The sequence below is a fragment of the Paraburkholderia sp. GAS82 genome, assembly GCF_050436285.1.
GTDB lineage: Bacteria > Pseudomonadota > Gammaproteobacteria > Burkholderiales > Burkholderiaceae > Paraburkholderia > Paraburkholderia phenazinium_B.
In genome coordinates this window covers 239,189-257,958 of record NZ_JBNDLX010000009.1, presented here as the reverse complement: position 1 = coordinate 257,958, position 18,770 = coordinate 239,189, and the positions used below count along the sequence as shown (strand labels likewise).

Here is an 18,770-nt window from a genome sequence, read left to right as displayed (position 1 = left end):
ATGTGCCGGTCATCACCGTTGCGGATGTGTCAAGAAAACAAACACGCGTTTGAAGCGGGGTGCACCGCCGCCGGATCGCTCAGGGCGCGACGCCCGCCGCAGCGTCCGCGGGCATGCCAGAGCTCACCTCCAGATCCGCTGCGGCAAACAGCTGGGTCAGCGCAGCAGACGGCGCCTGATCGGTAATCAGCAGATCGACCGCCTCGGGGCCGAACGCATGCACAAGCGCGGTGTGGCCGAATTTAGCGTGGTCAGCCACCACCACGCGCCGCTCGGCTTGCGCAAAAGCGACGAGCGAGTACGACACGTCGTCGGGCTGTGCGTCCATGAAGCGGCCTTGCGCGTCGATTGCCGTCACCGAGACGAACGCATAGCGCACGTGAAACTGGCGGATGAACGCCAGCGCGCTTTCACCGAACGCGGCCGAGTCGTCGGCGCGCAGTTCGCCGCCCGCGATGAACACCCGGTTGCCGTTGCGCGGCGCCAGCGTACGGGCAATTTCCGCGGAATTGGTCACGACGGTCAGTTGCGAGCGGGCGCACAGTGCCTGGGCGATATGGACACAGGTCGTGCCGCTATCGAGGATGAGCGAAGCGCCGTCCTGCACCAGATCGGCCACGCGCGCCGCGATTACCCGCTTAGCTTCGAGATTCTCTTGCATGCGGCGCTGGAACGGCGGTTCATCGAGCCGCTCCGGCAGCATCACGCCGCCGTGCACCTTCAGCAACACGCCTTCGGCGATCAACGGTTTGATGTCGCGACGGATGGTCTCGTCGGACACGGCAAAAACTTCGGCCAGTTCGGTGACCGTGCAGGTGCGCTGGGTCTGCACGATGCGCAGGATTTCAGCTTGACGTTGGGTCGAAAACATACCGGAGGGCGGGAAGGTGCGAGTGGTGCCTAGTCTAGCAAAGGTGTCACGCCAGAGAAAGCCATTTCCACACATATCCAACCAAATCAACTTTACCCAAAAAATGAGCTTAAGCCTTTATATTTAATGAAATAAGACGCCTTATCCAAATCACCTTGCGATGAATTTTCCGTGACAGTGTTGCGTTTTGAGGCGTTATGTTGCACTCTACGCCAACGAATTTCCACGCATATCCACATTCATCGCCCAGGACCTGAAAGATGTCTACACCTCTCCCCCAGCACGCCCGGGTTGTGATCGTCGGCGGCGGCATCGTCGGCTGCTCCGTGGCGTATCACCTGACGAAAATGGGTTGGACCGACGTGGTCCTGCTGGAACAGGGTCAGCTGTCTTGCGGCACTACCTGGCACGCAGCGGGTCTCGTAGGCCAATTGCGCGCCCAGGAAAGCATGACAAAGCTGATCCGCTATTCCACCGCCCTCTATGCCGAACTGGAAGCGGATACCGGCCTCGCCACCGGCTGGAAACAATGCGGTTCGCTGTCCGTTGCGCGCACGGCGGAGCGGATGACGCAACTCAAACGCACCGCGGCCGTCGCGCGCGCCTACGGCGTGACCTGCGATGTCATTAGCCCGCGGGAAGCCGGGGATCTGTGGCCGGTGATGCGCACCGACGACCTGCTCGGTGCAGTCTGGCTGCCCGGCGACGGCAAGGCCAACCCCACCGACCTCACGCAAGCTCTCGCCCGCGGCGCCCGCACACGTGGCGCGCGGATCGTCGAGAACACCCGCGTCACCGCGATCCATACACGGCAAACTCCGGGCGGCCGCGAAGTCAGCGGCCTTGCGTGGCGCAACAAGGACGGCGCCGAGGGCATCATCAACGCCGAGATCGTCGTCAACTGCGCAGGGCAATGGGCGAAGGGCGTCGGCCGGCTTTGCGACGTGACAGTGCCGCTGCACTCGGCCGAGCACTACTACATCGTCACCGAGCGGATTGCCGGCGTGCATCCCGACCTGCCCGTGATGCGCGACCCGGACGGCTTTATCTATTTCAAGGAAGAAGTGGGCGGCCTCGTGATGGGCGGCTTCGAGCCGAACGCGAAGCCGTGGGGCATGAACGGTATCCCCGAGAATTTCGAATTCCAGCTGCTGCCCGACGACTGGGATCAATTCGAAATCCTGATGGAAAACGCCCTGCAGCGCGTGCCGGCACTCGAGAGCGCCCGGGTCCGGCAGTTCTACAACGGCCCCGAGTCGTTCACGCCGGACAACAACTTCATCCTCGGCGAAGCGCCTGAACTGCGGCATTTCTTCGTGGGCACGGGCTTCAATTCGATGGGAATCGCCTCGGCCGGCGGCGCGGGCATGGCGCTCGCCGAATGGATCGTCGCCGGCACGCCGACCATGGACCTGTGGCCGGTCGATATCCGCCGGTTTGCGCGTTTCAACGGCAACGATACGTGGCTGCACGACCGCGTGAAGGAAACGCTGGGTCTGCATTACGCGATGCCTTGGCCGAACCGCGAACTCGATACCGCGCGTCCGTTCCGGCGCTCGCCGCTCTACCCGATGTTGCGCGATCAGGGCGCAAGTTTCGGCAGCAAGATGGGTTGGGAGCGGCCGAACTTCTTCGCACCGAGCGTGGCCGAAGCGAAGATCGACTACGCCTTCGGTCAGCAAAACTGGCTGCCGTGGAGCGGCGCCGAACATCGTGCCTGCCGCGAAGGCGTGGCGTTGTTCGACATGACGTCGTTTTCGAAATTCCTCGTCAAGGGACGTGATGCGGAAGAAGTATTGCAAGGCATCGTCGCCAACGATGTTGCTGTGCCGCCTGGCACCACCGTCTATACCGGCATGCTCAACGAGCGCGGCACATACGAGTCCGACTTCACGCTGACCCGCCTCGCTGCCGATCAATACCTGATCGTCACGGGCTCGGCGCAGACCACGCGGGATTTCGACTACATCGAGAAGTCGATCCCGCACGACAGGCACTGCACATTAGTGGATGTCACTGGGCAATACGCAGTGCTGGCGGTGATGGGTCCGCGCTCCCGCGAGCTGCTACAAAGCATCTCGAAGGCGGACTGGAACAACGACGGATTCCCGTTCGGCCAGAGCCGCGAGGTGGATATCGGCTATGCCACCGTGCGCGCTACGCGGCTCACCTATGTCGGCGAACTGGGCTGGGAACTGTATGTGCCGGTCGAATTTGCCGCGGGCGTCTACGAGACGCTGCATACCGCAGGCAAACCGTTCGGCCTCCTCAACGCGGGCTATTACGCCATCGATTCGCTGCGTATCGAGAAAGGCTATCGTGCCTGGGGACGTGAACTAACGCCGGATTCAAATCCGTTCGAAGCGGGCCTCTCGTTCGCCTGCAAGCTGAACAGGGAGATCCCGTTCCGCGGCCGCGAGGCTCTGCTCAAGCTGCGCGACGAGCCTCTGCGCCGACGCATGGTCGTACTCACGGCCGACGGTGCCGCCGATCGCATGCTGTGGGGTGGCGAAGCGATCCTGCGCAACGGTGCGCCGGTCGGCTTCGTGAGCTCGGCGGCGTTCGGTCATACCTTGGGTTGTCCGGTGGCGATGGGGTATATCAACAACCCGGATGGCGTTGCCGATGCCGCATATCTGACGAGCGGGCGATACGAGATCGACGTGGCCGGCGATCTGTTGCCCGCCATGGTTCATCTGAAAGCACCGTACGATCCGCGTTCGGAACGCGTCAAAAGCTGACCGTGCCGCGCGGTACCGCGCTGGCTTGCGCCGCTCACGCCTGAACGATGTGAGCGACGTAGGCGGCGTGAGCCTGCGGCCTTTCAGGCCCGACGAGCGCCGCGTGCCATGCTCGAAAACACGCCGTCGCGGCGAATCAGTCCATGAAACAACGCGGCCGCGAGGTGCCCTAGCACCGTTAGAAATAACGCGAGCGCCAGGTACGTATGCAAAGCCCGCAACACGGCGAACAGCGCTACGTCATGCGGCACAATTGCCGGCAGATGAACCCCACCGAACAGCGTCACCGGATAGCCCTCAGCCGATAACATCGCCCACCCGATCAACGGCATCGCCAGCATCAGCGCGTAAAGCACAAGATGCGAGAGTCTGGCGACGACGCGCTGCGGCGCAGGCATGTCGTCCGGCAGTGGCGGGCTGCCACGCTTGAGCCGCGCACCAATGCGCAGCAACACCAGCAACAGGATCGCGATGCCGAGCGGCCGGTGAATCGCGATCAGCGTAGCGTGCGCATGCGACACCGTCGCGACCATGCCGATCCCGATAAACAGCATCGTGAGGATCAGCAGCGCCATGGTCCAGTGCAGCAGTCTCTGTAGCGGGCTGAAATGCGTGTGTGTCGGCGTCATGACCGATCTCCGTTCGGCTGCAGATGGTGCAGGTTGGGATTGAGCGCTTCTTCGCGAGTGCGCCGGTTATACGAGACCGAATAGGCCGCCGAACGCGCGGCCAGCAGCGGATCGTCGGAGGTCTTGATGCCCGCGGGCAGCACGGTCGGATCGAAGTTGACGTCGCGGCATGGGCCGTCGTCCTGCGAGGTCTCGTGCTCGATCACGAGCGTGCCAGCATCGATCTGCTGACGCCCATCCGGCCACATCTGGGTGGCGTCGTCGGTCGGGTCGCCGGGTGCGGCCACCGTCACGATCAGATGCCAGCGCAGCGGGCCGTCCTGCAGATGCAGGGCGAGATCGGCATCAAGGAAGTCCTTGGCGCTCTTCTGCGCGTCCGTAATGGGCGCAAACGGCGTCTCGGGCACCATCGCCCAGCGCACGGCACGCGCCTGGCCGTTGGCATCCACGAAACGGAATGCGTTCACGCTGTAGTACGACCCATTGGCAAAACTCGACGAGGGCGGATGGCCCTTGACCCACGCCTGAAACGGTTTGGTCTCAGGGTTCGCGGCGTTGAACGCCTTGAGGGCTGCCGGGTCTGGCTTCCCCGTGGCCGGATCCGGCCTGGCGGCAACCAGTTGCTGATAGAACTGCTCAGGCGTATGTACCGGGAACACGGGCACCGAATTCATCCCGGTGCGCCACTGCTCGCCATCGTGCTGCGTGAACATCAGCGCGAGACTGCGGATCGGCACACTGGTATCAGGCGCAGACGGATTGCCGCCCGGAATCGCAAAACGGCCGATCACCGGTGTCAACCCCGGCGCAAACACGCCAGCACTCGATAATGCGGACGCGTTACCGTTGCTGTCAAAATAGCCGGACACGCAGACACCCTTCGCATGGTTGCGGCGAAAACCCGGATGGCTGCCGTTGTCCGCCTCGAAGGCGTTGATGATGCGATGCGTGGTCAGGCGCTGAGGCGAGAGCCAGCCGGCCACATAGGCGAAACCGCCGGCCATGGCCAGCACGACGGCCCCGATCGCGGCCAGCCGGCATGGCACGCAAATGCGGCCGGGTGCGGGAAATGATGGATCTGTCACAAGGACTCCTTTGGGCTTTACAAGCGGGTCTGCGTGACGGCGAACACACGTCTCCTGCGTTTATTCCTGAAACGAATGCATTCATGTGAGGGAATAAAGGCGCCTCCGTCGTGTTAGCGCAGTAACAGCAAACTACTGGCGCAACCCTTATGAAATCCGATGACTCGCGGCACGATCCGCCGCTCTCCGAAACCGATATTCAGGCTTATGCCGACGGCCTTCTCACGCCCGAACGTGCCGCCCACTTGCGCCAGTACCTTGGCAAGCGACCGGGCGAGGCGCGCCGGGTGGCCTTCTACGGCAAGCTGAACCAGCAGATCCAGGACGCGTTTCAGCCGGTCGACGAGCCCTCGCCTGTTCCGGCGGCGGCGACGGGCTTCATCCACACCACCGCTGGCCGGTGGCTGACGCGGCGGCTGCAGATGATCCGGCTGCGTCCGCTGCGAGCCACGCTGGCGGTAGCGCTCGTGCTGGCGCTGGCTGTGGTGGCCACGAGCGGCTGGATGGCGGCTTCCCGGGTTTCGCAGGACGCATTGGACAATGCTGCCGTGATGGCATTGGCGCAGGCCGCCGGCGAGAATTTCGGCGCAAAGGCAGCTCCGGCGGCCGGGGCCGTCGCGGCAGATCCCGCAGCGCCCAATCTCGTGCCGGTCGGTATGCACCTGGTGAGCCGCCGGACACTGGATCTCGGTCCGCTCGCCCGGGCAACCGAATACGTCTATCTCAACGCCCAGGGCGAACCGATCGTGCTGCTGGTCGCGTCCACCCGGCCAGCCGCAGCTGCCCAGTCACAATGGAGCGCCCGGCGGGTTGGCACGCTTCGGCTGCTCAGCTGGACGGGCCGCCAGCAACGTTATGTGCTGGCCGGCGCCGCCAATGCACGCGGCCTGATGAGCGCCGCCGACCTGTTGACGATGAGGTAAGTCTTGTCTGAACAAAGAACTTGTTGCCGTACGTCAATCAGGCCGGGAATAAAATGTAAACAGGCGTGTTTGCACCTGTAACGCCGTGAGTCGCCTGACCCCATCCGTGCGGGCGACTGAAGTGGCACATTTCGCAGGAAAACGCCGGAACGTCCCCACCGTGCTCCTTCGCCTTCACAGGCGCGGCGCGCAGGAAGCGGTTCGGCGGCACTCACTGGTAAGGGCAATGGACATCCGTGATGAGTTAATGGAGCACGTCCCGAGGTTGCGCCGCTACGCAAGGGCGCTGATCAACAATCGGGACCTGGCCGACGATCTGGTGCAGGACACGTTGGAGCGCGCATTAGGGCGCACGTCGATGTTTCAGGCCGGTACTGACCTGCGTGCGTGGCTATTTACAATCATGCACAACGTGTTTGCCAATCAGGCGCGCAAGGCTTCGGTGCGGGCCGTGCATATTTCGGTGGACGACGAAAGCGTCGCGGAAAGCGAATTCGCGGTTCCTGCGGACGCGACCCGCTCGCTTGAAATGCGCGATCTCGACTACGCGTTGCAGCGTTTGCCCGCCGAGCAGCGCGAAGTCGTCTTGCTGGTCGGTCTGGAAGAGATGAGCTACGCCGACGTGGCGCTCGCTTTGGATATCCCGATCGGCACGGTGATGTCGCGGCTCTCACGCGGACGTGAACGACTCAGGGCTTTGATGGCGGGTACACAGCCCGGTGCGAAATTACAGGTGGTGCGATGAACGAACAAGTGACTCCGATCGGCGAAGAAGACCTCCACGCATACGTGGACGGCACGCTATCCGACGAGCGCCGCGCCCAGGTGGAGCGCGCACTCGAGCAGAGCCCCGAACTGGCCGCGCGGGTCAGCGACTACTTTTCCCTGAACAACCTCTTTCATGACCGCTACGATCGCGTGCTGAGCGAGCCGGTGCCCAAGCGGCTGCAGCCGCCTGCGCCGAAGCGTCGCTGGCTGGATGCGGCGAACTGGCCGCAGTTTGCAGGCATGGCGGCGGCGTTGGTGCTGGGTGTCGGCATTGGCGTGGGCACGCAGATGGGCAAGGAAGTGCCCGGCATGACGGGTAACTCCATGAGCATGGGTGGCGGTTCTTCGGACACGCGTCCGGTCAGTGCGGACGCGTCGGATGGGCTCGCCCGTCAGGCGGCGGTCGCCCATGTGGTGTATATGCCCGCTGTGCAGGTGCCCGATAGCACGGGTACGGACCACGATCAGGATTTCGTGCAATGGCTGTCGAACAAGCTCGGCACCGATGTTCATGCGCCCCTGCTCAACAAGAGCGGGTTTGAGTTGAGCGGCGGGCGTATCTTGCCTGGCGCGGATGGCCCGGTTGCGCAGTTCATGTATCGCGGCCCCGGCGACGAGCGCGTGACGCTATGCATCTCACACCGCAAGGTCAATTCGAATACCACCGCGTTCAAGCTGTATCAGGATGGGCCGGTGAATGTGTTCTATTGGGTAGATGGGGATTATGGGTATGCGGTTTCGGGCGGGATTGATCGCAAGGTGTTGCTGCAGCTTTCGCATGATGTGTATGCGCAGTTGACGGCGAAGGGGGGGTGAGCCCGATCGGCAGGCTTGTCTCAGCTCAATGCTTCTTGCTCCACCGTAAATTTGGCGTCGACAAGTGCTGTCGCCAGATCCGGCCAGCCTGCCTTCTGGGCGAAATACGACATCCGGTCGACTTCCCTCTCGGTCGCTTCCCGTCGAAGCAACTCGGGAACGTCCTGGGGGCTCATCCTGAACGGCAGGAGCTGATGTCCGGCGCGCAAGGCGACCGCCGCTATGTTAGAGGCAATTCGGAAGCCACCCTCATCGACATCGCCCCAATGCATAACCGGGACGCCGACCGGGACATCACATAACAGGCGCTCATACATTGCGCGCCAGGCGGGCGACGGCATTCCCGCCGTATACACAAGTAAGACGCTCTCGTTGCAGCGCCGGCTCGCTTCCGTATGAAACGTCGTCAGATTTTCTATCGTGAGAACGCTATCCGGTGTGCTGTTCAGTCCCATCACCGTCGAGGGTGAAAAGGCCACATAGGGCTCGTCGAGCACTCCGCTTACACGTGACCGCCGCACCCTCACGGCACCCGCAAGTCTCGCAGGCTGCTCTTCGCGACGTAGTCCGATCTCGTACCACACCTCTGCGGCTTGCCGCGGAATAGCATCGATGCTGCCAGACAACAATACGTCCAGGGGAATGGTCAAGCGCTCGATGCGCTTGCTGTTTTTGAAGAGCTTGACACTGACTTCCCGCACGGGCAACTCGGTTCGGTTGACCTCACCAGTTTGCGCCAGATGCGCAAGCACTTCGGTTGCATCAAGCCAGTCTTTCGGAGACTCAGGACCGCAGCCCCTTACCTTGCGAAGCGCCCGCCATCGTTCGAGCACCGAATCCAACACAGGATATAACCCCAACAACGGTTCGAGCACGTCCCGAGCCAGCTCGACCTGAGATAACCGCGTGGCGCGGCCGAGGAAATCCGCGAGCCGATCGACATCACGCAACGTGACGCGAATAATGGACCGGTCAGCACCGGCGCCTTTTTCTAGATCGAAACTCACCGCACCGGCATCTGCCGCTGCGCGTATGGTGGCTTCGAAAGCGTCACGCTCGTGTACGCTCCGGCTTTGCGCGTATTCACGAAGTGCCGTACCTGTCAGCGAGGCTGCACGAATTCGACGGCCTGCCACGATCTTCTCTCCATCGTGCAGCAGTTTGGTGAGCAACGGTGTTGCGAGTGTATCCATGACGTTCAGCTTGCTCGAAGCATATCAGGGGCGACTTTGCCTAGCTGGGCGATCTCGGCTTGCAGCAACTCAGGATGATATTCGAGCAGATCCGAGCGCATTAGATCCCGCATCTGCTGCGTCACGTTATGGCCAGAGATCGACACAACGTTGTTCTCAGGATCCCGCACGATGTCGTAGTAGCGATACAGGAACGCGCTGAGTATGCCTTGGTGCTCACCCGGGCTCGCAAGGAAAACCTGCAGACCAAGATCTTCAAAATACCGCATCGTCGCGGTAATGTTGTTAGGGTCCATTTTGTTGAAGGCCTCATCCAGCAGAATAAGTCGGATGCCATTACGTTGCGATGGCCTAAGCCGATACGCCGACGCCAATGCCGCCCCCGCAATTACGTAAAGCGGCGCCCGATGCTCTCCTCCCGACCCCGGACCGATCCGGGCGCTGAGGTGCCCCACGATACGTGGTCTTCCGCCGTCCAGCGCGTCGCGCAGAATTTCAATGTCGAACTCGTAGAATTCGCGGTAGTCGTCCAACGGACTCCGTACGCTGCCCGCGCCTGCTACAGCCTTTTCCTCCAACAAGGAACGGAATTCTTCGGGCAGATCCCCGGCGCCGCCAAGAAGGTCGTCTTCCGGACCGAAGGCCGCAATGTCCTGAACGAACTTGCAAAGCCTCGAATGGTCCGGGCGCAAGGTGCGTTTGAACCGGTACCTTTCGCCATTCGAGAATGCCGGACATGTGGCAAGCACATCATTCAGCTTCGTAAGGGTATCGTTGAGCCACGTAAGGTTGTTGTTCAGCGCAATCGCGACGTCGGTACGGAAGGTCTGTTGCGACGTCCGATAGGCTTCATCCATTGCCTCCCGCTTTTCGATGAGGTCCGTATCGCGAAGATGCCGCACGCGTTCCGTCACCCATTCGTGCGCCCTCGACCAATCCGCGCGCGTCTGATCATCGACGTGCTCCTGGAAGTCGACGATGAATTTATTGAACCGCGCCATACCTTGCGCTACTGCGCTGCGGTGGTCCGAGGCTTGCGCGACGGCTCGGCGTTCGCATAATGCGATCATGCCGCCATAGTCGCCGTTAGGATGCGCCAGGAGGAGGCGGTCCCACTGCTCGTCGGCGAAAATAGCATCGTGCGGCGTATTCTTCCGCTCTTCCGCCAACGCCACGCGAGCTCTCTCCGCTAGCTCCTCTGCCTCGGCCCAACGGCGTGCCTTTTCTGCCGCAATCTGTTCTTGCTTCGCGGTGTCAGCTATCAGTGAGGCGCTCTTACCGCTAGCCTCAGCGACCTGAGTCTGCAGCGCAGTGACCTTATTGCACAACTCCTGGTACTCCCCATCTGCAAGGCCGCGCAACCTGCTCGCGTGAGCCTCACCCTGCAAATGGGCCGAGATCGCCAGGCCGAGCTTCGAGCGGAGTTCATCCGTCACCGCCTTCTCTGACTGCACCGCGTATAGCATCCGGCATTGGACATCGAGCGTCTTCTGTTCACTAAGCTTCTTTTCCAGTTCGGCATGACAGTTACGAAGGCTCTGGCTTAGTTCGGCCTTATGTTCGCCTGCTGACATGCCGAGCCGCAAGTGCTTTGGCGGCCGCAGACGCTCCATCGTGCCACCGCCAACGAGCATGCCATCAGCGGTAAGCGTTCTCTGCCCTCGCAATGCCTCATCATTACTCTCTGCCCGCCGCATGTCGCCGAGGATGTTTCTCAGGAACGCCACGGCAACCAGGTTATCACCCGTGATCAGCTCAGCAACGCTCCCCACTGCGGGGGATTTTCTGATCTCAAACCGGCTCGACATGACGATTTTTGCACCATATACCGCACCGCGTCCTGCCATGCCGCGATAGATTTCAAAGGCGCGTCGTTCGTCGGCATCGTCAACGATAAGTGCCTCCATGTTGGAAGCACTGAGATAGGCTTCGATCGACTGTTGCCATCGGGTATCCGTCACGCGCACCACATCGCATACTGGCACGGCATGGATGCCCCGATCCTTCAGTGCCATTGAGAGTTGAGTCACACTGTCTGATAACGGGGCCTTGCCTTCCTGGGCACGCGCAAGGTTCTGTTCCAATTGCTGCTTCTGCTGCTCCAGAAACGTGATCTCTTGCGCCGCCGACTGACCGGCCTTTAGCAGCAACTCCAGCGCGCTCCTTGCCGCCTGTATGGCAGGCCGCAGTTGTACCGCCACAGTTTCTGGATCCAGTTCCAGCAGGTCTGAACGGGCGAGTTCAGCCAGCGCGACGTGCTGATCCCGCAGTTCCGTCTCGCACGGTTTCAGGCACGCAGACGAAGACACATTGCGCAATATTGTCGCAACTTCCGTGATGAACTTTTGAACCGATATCACGTGCCTTTTTGTTTCTTCCTTGCGCATGTTCAGTTCATGTTGCAGGTGTCCAAAGTCAGCGTGCGATGAATGCGCATCCCGCAGTTGCTTGACCGTCTCATGCTCGATCGTCAGGTTCTCCATCATGGCCGCAGCGGCGTCCCGTCGCTCCAGAACATTTTCGAACGCTTCGCCTGCCTCGTCCGAAGCGACCTTTGCCTGATTCGCGGCGTCCCGAGCCTTTTCGACCGCTGCGTCGTGAGCAAGAATCGTCCAGCTAGCCTCTCGCAGCCCGTGCTCGCGAGCTTTCTCAAGATGCTTGACGATTTCTTCGCCGGTCGTGATCTGCGAATCGATGCGCTCCACCACCTGCGTTAGCGCACGAAACGAGTCGGTTACCTCCCGAAAGCGCTTCACATTCGTGGGGCGAGTCTCTAACACCTCATCTCTGACAATCTGATCGACCGACTTGTCGAATCGCATCCTGAGCGCAAATCGGAAGGCGCGCTGGAAAGCTTCGTGATCGGGAACGCTTCCATCGCTGCGCAGCAGCGCGAGCGCCGCGCGAACGTATTGGCGCGACGTCTTGTAAATGACTTCGTCTTCGCTGGTTGCCTTCGCACGGCGCAGCAGGTCCGCACGGAAGGTTCTCCAATCCCGAGGACGTTCGACGCCTGACTCCTGGGAAAGATGGTCGGCGAGGCTCAGTTCGATTCCGGGCACGACATACAACCCTTGAATCTCATGCGACTCGCTGTCACCCGCCGCATACATACAAACGCCCATCGACGCGGAAGTCTGGGTTTCATCATCGCGCCAGATGAGCGTGATGTAGGTCGTGGCATTATCACGAGCCCGCTGCTCTGTGCCTTCACCGTATTGGCCAAGGCAATAGCCGTGAATGGAACGTGTCGATTTTTTGTCATCGGCCTGGGCGTTCAAAGCCATCAGTCGGGTCTGCGCGCCGAACATTGCAATCTGTACAGCATCGATGAACGAGCTCTTGCCACTACCGTTCGGGCCGAACACACCCGAAACCTCGTCGATAGTGATCGTTTCGGCCTCGAACAGAAAAAACTGTATCAAGTGAACGGCATGCAACTTCATCATGATTGAAAATCCTCACCGTCATCGCCGTCCTCTTCCCTGTCGCTATCAGGCTCTTCCTCGCGAAGTTGCTGCTGTACCTCGGTTCGTGTCCAGGACGTGAGCCTCGCGATGGCCGCTTCGCCCAGCACGACAACGATCGCCGGCCGGATAGCAATGCCTGAACGCACAGATCCCCCTTCAGAGTCCTGCAGCGTTTCTTCGTCCTCGATACGACGTACGATGCCCCAGCGGTTCAGGATCCGGATGGCGGCCTCAAACTCTCCCTTAGGTGGCAACTCCCGACCCGTCATCAACTGATACTTCTGCGCAAGTTCAACGAATCCGCATACGACTTCGCCCTCGTCCGTAAGATCCCCCTTTTGTGCCGACTCATCGTAGAGACCGCGCAGCACGAGAGCCAACAACGTCTGCGCCGTCGTCGCCGGTACGCTTTTGTCGTGACGCGGTATCGCGTAGGCATATCTCAGGTGTCGATTTACACCAAGATCGATACCTAGCCGGCTGAGCAGTTCTCTGAAATCGCGTTCATAGCGTTCGACGATTCCGTAAGCGGTGCGGCTGCTCTTGTCTGCGTGGTACAGCACCTGCTCCGCTACGATTCGGTAAGCCGCGTATTCGAAATCTGCTGCCTCGTACGTGCCGTCAGACGCGGCTATCGTCTCCCAGGTCTGCATTAGTTGTTCCTCTTTCTGATTGAGATGAGAAATGGCTTTCCACCCATATACTCGCCAGTCACCTCTTCGTCACCGCTGAATTCGGCCCGAAAACCTCGCGCCGTGAGCGAGGCGATTGTGTTGAGCTGCCGCGAAGCCGAGCTCATTGATAGTGCAACTGCGGAGATCGTCTGAAGAACGCGCGCATCCTTGATCGACTCCACGGTCAGTTCCGCACTTTCCACTGCATCTTCGTTTCCGAGATGACGGAGTACGTATTCAGCCAGTTCGGGTACCGTTACGGAGCGCGCAGCTCTCGCTTTGGCCATCAACTGCGCTCGTGCGATGTCAGCTGCGCTGGGTATCCGTTTGCGTAGCGCATCGGGCTGTTTGCGCTTGACATGCTGCCGTGGCTCGGCAAGGACGGCTGGACCCACAAGACGCCCCGGTGCGAAACCGGTCAAGTGTTCAGTTTCGCCACGCTCGACAATCTTATTGATTGCCGTCGCGATTGCTGCATCAAGCGGCCGGGACGACCGCAGGCGATAGTCCAGGAAAACGAGCGCACGTTTGTTGGCACGGCGAATTTCGTCATCGAGGCGATCGAGGTACTCGTCGATCATCGACAGTTCGTGTAGCCGCGCGATGTCCCGCTCGAACATCCGGAGCGCGCGCGCTTCATCACCGTTCGTTCGCCAACTCTGATACCAACTGATCAAGCGCCGCCGTTCGACATCATTGCCGTACAACTCATCAATCTGCGCGAGTATCCTGGCTCGATGGGCCAACGGATGGTCTTTCGTCCTCAATTGACGATAGTCCCCGATGAATACGGTCTCAATGTAATCGCTGAAGAAGAGTCGTACGTATTCGCGGGTGGTGACCTCGACACCCAGCCGGTCCATGAGATCACGGACGTTCGTGCCGGTATTCCGGACGTGTTCAAGCAGGTTTCTGGCGGTTTCGGCGGCTTCCATCAGAGTGTCGCCATTCGCGCCAGCAAGGACGGCCTGCAGGTTAAGCTCAACCGAACGGATTTTTCCGGCAACGAACACTGGCCCTGTTTCGGCATACGCAATAAGCTGCGAGAGAAAGTGGCTGACCGCCGGCGCCATGAACAACCGCCGTTCGAATCCCTGACGGTCGATTCGCAACCAACCGGCCTCAATCAGGATCTGCAAGATTATGTTCGCGCGCACGTTGATGGCGGTAGCGGGAGCTTCGTCAGCCTCGGACTCCCACTCGTCCATATCGGTGAGCGCATCCTCTATGTCCCTCGTGATGTCGCGTGACGCAAAGCCGTCACCGGGCGGCAGCGGCGCATCGGGGCCGAAACGCTTTCGGTGCAGATGGCATAGGAGAATCCAGTAACGATGTCGGTTCTGCGAAGCAAGCGGACCGAACAGCCGATCGGGAAGCCGCTGGAAAAGCATGGACGCCGCTGCGCCGCCCAGCAAGCCCGCGCCGGGATGTCCTAAGGAAATAGCCACGTGCGCACCTTCTGCGGATTCTTCGCAGCGCGTTGGGAATTAGGCGCCTGACGAATTGCTATATCAGGCGCAGTCGTTAAAGGTAGAACAGTATAGTAAATGCGTGAGTAGCGATTTTTCCGTTACCCGGAGGCGATAATATGCCCGCTGGATTGTTAGAAGCGCAAACGCCATGCTCGAAAATGTGTGCATACCGAGATCAGAAAACTTTGCGTTATCTCGATTGACGCCGGCTATTGCCGGCGTCAATCTGCTTTCTCGCCCTGACCCGGCGGAAGCACCGCCAGCTCCGATTCCTTTACACCATTCTGGCCGGCTTCGTCGTCGACCGGTTGCACCTTGCCGCAGTGTCACCCAGGATCCTTCCGTCCAGCACGACCGGGACCTTGATCGCCGAAGACTACTGGCGGTAGATCTGAAGCTCGACAAATTTTATCAAAATATTAAGTACATTTAGCTATCTTTATTATTTTTTACATCGAATTATTCGGACACGTAAGATGGTGATATTTTTGCCAGAAAAATCTGCGCAAGAACCTCGACGTTCCTGAGTATAAAAATCCGTAGCTCCGAATTACATGTATCTTTCCAAAGATAGAATGACTAGGATACCGAATCAAACATGAGTACTTTTTCTGGCAATTTATGAAACACCAGCAGGTTCGTCACCATGACTTTTTCGGCTCGTCTCATTTCGCTTCGCAACGAAAAATTCTTGTCGCAGCAAGGCATTGCTGATCTCACCGGCATCCACGTACAGCAGACCCGGCGATGTGAATCTGGATTTTGTGAACCTTCTTCAGGAGTGTTGCGCAAGCTCGCGAAAACATTCTCGATTTCGGCTGACTGGCCACTTTTTGATAAAGACGAACGCATACCCTCCGATGACCTCGCTCTTCAGAGCGAGGCCGTGAAGCAGTTCACGGACGATGAGCGCGCAGCGGTAAAAGAGGTAGTGGAAAGTCTCATCATCAGATACCGAGCACGACGACGCAACTCGGAACGGCGAGCGTCGCCGTCTTCGCGAAAAGTACGACAGGATGACTCCGGTCCCGCCGAAATGGGGAATATGCGACGCAGTAAATAGTGCAGGCTGAATGGGCGGCAACCCAGACGGCCCGCTGACCACAACCAGCTCATACAGGGAGTTGACCATGGGTAATATCCATCTTAAAACACGTCGCGCATGCGCTGAACCGTCGACAAACATTTCCGTTGAACTTGCTGAGCGTATGCTCAGCGTCGATCACAGGTACGGCAAGATCACCCTTTCTCTCGATCGCAACTACACAAACGCAGGCAGGCCTATGACCAGGGAACAGATCAGAGAACGTGGCGGCCTCAGCCTCGACTGAGCCAGTTCCACATACAACAAACCCGGCTCTCGCCGGGTTTGTCACTTTCGGGCAACTGCACTATCTATTGGAAATCAACATCCAGACGTTCGATCTTCCATGCGACCATTTTTCCATCCAAGTATCCAAACTCACTTTGGAGCACTTCATCTTCGAAGGTAATAGAACCCGCCTTAACCCTCCCCACATCCAGCCTTCCCTGAACCACATAAGAGAAGGAATTTTCAATCCGCTGCACAAGTGGCGCAGAAGCATCTGGGATCTCGCGCACATCATATTCACCGAAGACCATTGGCAGAAACTCAATCTCACACTCCGTTCCGATCGAATCCAGTGCGGGTGGCATGTTCGAGAAGCATATCAGTTCAAGCCCATTTACGAGCAGCGTTACTTCGCCCTCGATATCCTGACTGATGTCCGTTATAAATGCGGAATATGTCATCGTTTCGGCCAAATAGTTTTGTCAGCGGGATTGCCATTCAGCATCTTCCAGAAGCTCTTGCCGCTTTCCGTGTGAATGGTAGTGATAGCTCCATCTGTATTCGTACCGACAAAGCCAAACTTCGCAACACCTCTCGATGAATTGCTCATGAACTGGGCGTAACCGGTACGCAGCTCGCCAGCCGGTTTGTAGAAGTACTCAACCGGCACTCCATTTCTCATGATGTCCTGACCAACCTGCAAATACTCAGAAGCCGATGATGCACCGAATTCGACCCCGTGTTTTTCGAAGTGCCCAACAAGCTTCGCTTCACTCGAGAAACCAGCTGCTGCAGACACTCCAAACGATGGTTCCGCCACATATGACGTCACCCCCATCCGATAGTTTAGCTGGTCCATTCGGGCAGCGAAGGCCTGCCCCGTTCCCGATTCACCAATGGCTCTCACCCCTGTAGCAGTCGAGCGGGTCGCCCCCACAAGAAGGTTCTCACCGCCAATCGCAAGCGTTCCGGCATTGATGACGAGATCTTCCTTCGCCCGCTGCAACACCCCAGGGCTCACCATTTCGCCCGAGACAGGATTCAGGTTGTTCGGCGAGAACAGCGCCGCCGTATTGCCGATCACGCTCTCTACAACGTTGTAGCCGAAGCCCAGTATTGCGCCACCCGGCGTGCTCGCAACCGATGGATCCCTCAGCGCGTCCCGCAGGTTCCACGGCACCGCCCGCATTTCTCCATAGCTGTCCGGTACCTCGCGAGAACCAACCCCTGTCACCAGAACATTGAGTTCGCCCGGTCGCGGCGACGCATGCACGATGGCCGGATTGGTCGCCTCGATCTGCATGTCCGCGATACACTGCGCACGGGCCTGCTCGACGTTGAACGCAACACCGCCATACGCACTCGGGATGCCGCCTACATAACCGCCCGCGACGCCTGCGCCAGTACCCGATGCTGCCTGCCCCTGCAACGCGAAGTCCCAGTTCGCCATGTTCGCAAACTGTTCCCCTGCACCGACGTTATAGCTCGCCTGCGTGGTTTGCCGAACAAGGTCGTCGTAGTTGCCACCGACCCCGTACAGACTGCTCATGCTGCCGTTACTACCCACGGCGGTTTTCCCGTTGCTGGCTTCGGCCACCTGACTCACCACCATATTGCCAACCGTGCTCGCAACCGCGTCGGCCGTGATCGCCCCAACTCCACAAACAACAAACCCGGCTCTCGCCGGGTTTGTTGCTTTTATTCAACTCTCGGTCTTGGACATACCTGGTTGATACTTCGGATTTTTCACGAACTCGCCGGTAAGTTGACCATGCTCATCGACCTTCCACGCGCCAACAATACTCTCCGGAGGCACATAGTCCTCCGCCCCGAAGGTACCTTCAATCTTGTAAACCCAGCCATTCGGATGCTGCCGGGCGGCATCAATAACCTCAGCCGTAATTTCACCCACTGCGCTCTTCTCGTTCATCATCCCAAACTCCTTAACCATTGCTCATACGCCGCTCTTTGTTCTGCAACGCTAACAACGTCACCAGCCTCTGCGGGGGCGAGCGCGTCAACAAGATCTGACAGTTTCGCCTGCTGCCCCGCATGCAATACATAGACCTTGAATCCACCGCCCATCTGCCTCACCGCACGTGATGGATACGTATCTCTGCGGGCTGCGTTGCAAAGCAGTAGATATCCAGCCTCTTCTAATCGAAGACGTAGCTTGTTCAGCGCATCAAATAAATTTTGCCCAATGAACTGCTGCTCGCCAGCAAAGGGAAGACTCGCAGCCAGGGCTACTTCCTGCCCCTTGGCTATATAGTCGAGTCGACACGGCTGGCGGCTTCCATCACTCGCTGTGACATAGACAAGAATTTCAGACACGTGCCCTACCTTGTGTATCCCGGGTTCTTGACGAACGGACCGATGAACGTCACCGCAGCACTTGAGCGCGCGCCGGCCACAGCCTGCGCGCAGCAACAGGCCAGACGTCTCGCCTTTCCGTGGATGCTCGTCACCGATGCCCTGCTCGAACGCATCGGCTTCCTGCCCGGACAGCGCGTCATGTTCAGCGTCGACCACCGGCTCGGCCACATCACCATTTCCCTCGATCGCAATTACACCATCGCGGGCAAGCCCATGACTCAGAAACAAATCGGGCAGCGCAGCAGACTCCGCGCTGACTGAACCGGATCCTCCGATTGAACTGCAAAGGGCTGCTCTCGCAGCCCTTTTTCCTATGCCCGTCGCTTAAGCCAAGCTATGCCGACAAATACAATCGCCAGCAACGTACCTCGTACAAGCACATCCTTTAAATTGACGGCAGACACTAAACCATGGAAGGTTAGATGGCTCATACAACCGGG

The 18,770-nt window shown here is 59.4% G+C and carries 18 protein-coding genes; 7 read left to right on the top strand and 11 right to left on the bottom strand.

What is annotated here, in order from left to right; genetic code table 11:
• Window positions 1-79: 79 nt before the first annotated feature.
• On the bottom strand, window positions 80-871 hold the full coding sequence (locus P3T17_RS27215) for a DeoR/GlpR family DNA-binding transcription regulator (protein ID WP_429409554.1): 792 nt from the start codon (window positions 869-871) through the stop codon (window positions 80-82).
• A 260-nt stretch (window positions 872-1,131) separates the two neighbouring features.
• On the opposite strand from P3T17_RS27215, the gene P3T17_RS27210 reads away from it, so the two are divergent.
• A complete protein-coding gene (locus P3T17_RS27210; protein ID WP_429409553.1) occupies window positions 1,132-3,612 on the top strand; it encodes a GcvT family protein in 2,481 nt (826 codons plus the stop codon).
• An 83-nt stretch (window positions 3,613-3,695) separates the two neighbouring features.
• On the opposite strand, the gene P3T17_RS27205 is transcribed toward P3T17_RS27210, so the two are convergent.
• Window positions 3,696-4,241, bottom strand: a complete 546-nt coding sequence (locus P3T17_RS27205) for a cytochrome b (RefSeq protein ID WP_429409552.1) — start codon at window positions 4,239-4,241, stop codon at window positions 3,696-3,698.
• Entirely contained in the window at window positions 4,238-5,326 is a 1,089-nt protein-coding gene (locus P3T17_RS27200) for a catalase family peroxidase (RefSeq protein WP_429409551.1), read from the bottom strand. Before P3T17_RS27200 ends, P3T17_RS27205 begins: the two co-directional genes overlap by 4 nt.
• Window positions 5,327-5,475: 149 nt before the next feature.
• On the opposite strand from P3T17_RS27200, the gene P3T17_RS27195 reads away from it, so the two are divergent.
• The 3 genes from P3T17_RS27195 to P3T17_RS27185 all read left to right on the top strand — a co-directional run bounded on the left by P3T17_RS27195 (window position 5,476) and on the right by P3T17_RS27185 (window position 7,833).
• Window positions 5,476-6,249 carry an anti-sigma factor family protein gene (locus tag P3T17_RS27195; RefSeq protein WP_429409550.1) on the top strand — a complete coding sequence of 258 codons (774 nt, stop codon included), beginning with the start codon at window positions 5,476-5,478 and terminating at the stop codon, window positions 6,247-6,249.
• A 226-nt stretch (window positions 6,250-6,475) separates the two neighbouring features.
• Window positions 6,476-6,994, top strand: a complete 519-nt coding sequence (locus P3T17_RS27190; protein ID WP_074268367.1) for an RNA polymerase sigma factor — start codon at window positions 6,476-6,478, stop codon at window positions 6,992-6,994.
• Window positions 6,991-7,833, top strand: coding sequence for an anti-sigma factor family protein (locus P3T17_RS27185; protein ID WP_429409549.1), 843 nt, complete (start codon window positions 6,991-6,993; stop codon window positions 7,831-7,833). The genes P3T17_RS27190 and P3T17_RS27185 overlap by 4 nt, the downstream gene beginning before the upstream one ends.
• 20 nt (window positions 7,834-7,853) lie before the next feature.
• Here the strand turns inward: P3T17_RS27185 and P3T17_RS27180 are convergent, their stop codons facing one another.
• From P3T17_RS27180 to P3T17_RS27165, 4 genes are read right to left on the bottom strand one after another with little or no spacing between them, the layout of a single operon-like run.
• The gene (locus P3T17_RS27180; RefSeq protein WP_429409548.1) at window positions 7,854-9,026 is read right to left on the bottom strand and encodes a Wadjet anti-phage system protein JetD domain-containing protein; all 1,173 of its coding nucleotides are present in this window, start codon (window positions 9,024-9,026) and stop codon (window positions 7,854-7,856) included.
• Window positions 9,027-9,031: 5 nt separating this feature from the next.
• On the bottom strand, window positions 9,032-12,475 hold the full coding sequence (locus P3T17_RS27175; protein ID WP_429409547.1) for an SbcC/MukB-like Walker B domain-containing protein: 3,444 nt from the start codon (window positions 12,473-12,475) through the stop codon (window positions 9,032-9,034).
• Window positions 12,472-13,149 carry a DUF4194 domain-containing protein gene (locus P3T17_RS27170; protein ID WP_429409546.1) on the bottom strand — a complete coding sequence of 226 codons (678 nt, stop codon included), beginning with the start codon at window positions 13,147-13,149 and terminating at the stop codon, window positions 12,472-12,474. The genes P3T17_RS27175 and P3T17_RS27170 overlap by 4 nt, the downstream gene beginning before the upstream one ends.
• Window positions 13,149-14,618, bottom strand: a complete 1,470-nt coding sequence (locus tag P3T17_RS27165) for a Wadjet anti-phage system protein JetA family protein (protein WP_429409545.1) — start codon at window positions 14,616-14,618, stop codon at window positions 13,149-13,151. The genes P3T17_RS27170 and P3T17_RS27165 overlap by 1 nt, the downstream gene beginning before the upstream one ends.
• Window positions 14,619-15,288: 670 nt before the next feature.
• Between P3T17_RS27165 and P3T17_RS27160 the strand changes: the two genes are divergently transcribed.
• Window positions 15,289-15,705 carry a helix-turn-helix domain-containing protein gene (locus P3T17_RS27160; RefSeq protein ID WP_429409544.1) on the top strand — a complete coding sequence of 139 codons (417 nt, stop codon included), beginning with the start codon at window positions 15,289-15,291 and terminating at the stop codon, window positions 15,703-15,705.
• Between the two features lie 67 nt (window positions 15,706-15,772).
• The gene (locus P3T17_RS27155; RefSeq protein WP_429409543.1) at window positions 15,773-15,973 is read left to right on the top strand and encodes a hypothetical protein; all 201 of its coding nucleotides are present in this window, start codon (window positions 15,773-15,775) and stop codon (window positions 15,971-15,973) included.
• A 64-nt stretch (window positions 15,974-16,037) separates the two neighbouring features.
• On the opposite strand, the gene P3T17_RS27150 is transcribed toward P3T17_RS27155, so the two are convergent.
• The 4 genes from P3T17_RS27150 to P3T17_RS27135 all read right to left on the bottom strand — a co-directional run bounded on the left by P3T17_RS27150 (window position 16,038) and on the right by P3T17_RS27135 (window position 18,288).
• A complete protein-coding gene (locus P3T17_RS27150) occupies window positions 16,038-16,415 on the bottom strand; it encodes a hypothetical protein (protein WP_429409542.1) in 378 nt (125 codons plus the stop codon).
• Entirely contained in the window at window positions 16,412-17,551 is a 1,140-nt protein-coding gene (locus P3T17_RS27145) for a hypothetical protein (RefSeq protein ID WP_429409541.1), read from the bottom strand. Before P3T17_RS27145 ends, P3T17_RS27150 begins: the two co-directional genes overlap by 4 nt.
• A 105-nt stretch (window positions 17,552-17,656) precedes the next feature.
• The gene (locus P3T17_RS27140; protein WP_429409540.1) at window positions 17,657-17,887 is read right to left on the bottom strand and encodes a hypothetical protein; all 231 of its coding nucleotides are present in this window, start codon (window positions 17,885-17,887) and stop codon (window positions 17,657-17,659) included.
• Window positions 17,884-18,288 carry a hypothetical protein gene (locus P3T17_RS27135; RefSeq protein WP_429409539.1) on the bottom strand — a complete coding sequence of 135 codons (405 nt, stop codon included), beginning with the start codon at window positions 18,286-18,288 and terminating at the stop codon, window positions 17,884-17,886. The genes P3T17_RS27140 and P3T17_RS27135 overlap by 4 nt, the downstream gene beginning before the upstream one ends.
• 42 nt (window positions 18,289-18,330) lie before the next feature.
• Between P3T17_RS27135 and P3T17_RS27130 the strand changes: the two genes are divergently transcribed.
• Complete coding sequence (locus tag P3T17_RS27130; RefSeq protein ID WP_429409538.1) at window positions 18,331-18,591, top strand: hypothetical protein; 261 nt, start codon at window positions 18,331-18,333, stop codon at window positions 18,589-18,591.
• Window positions 18,592-18,770: the final 179 nt, after the last annotated feature.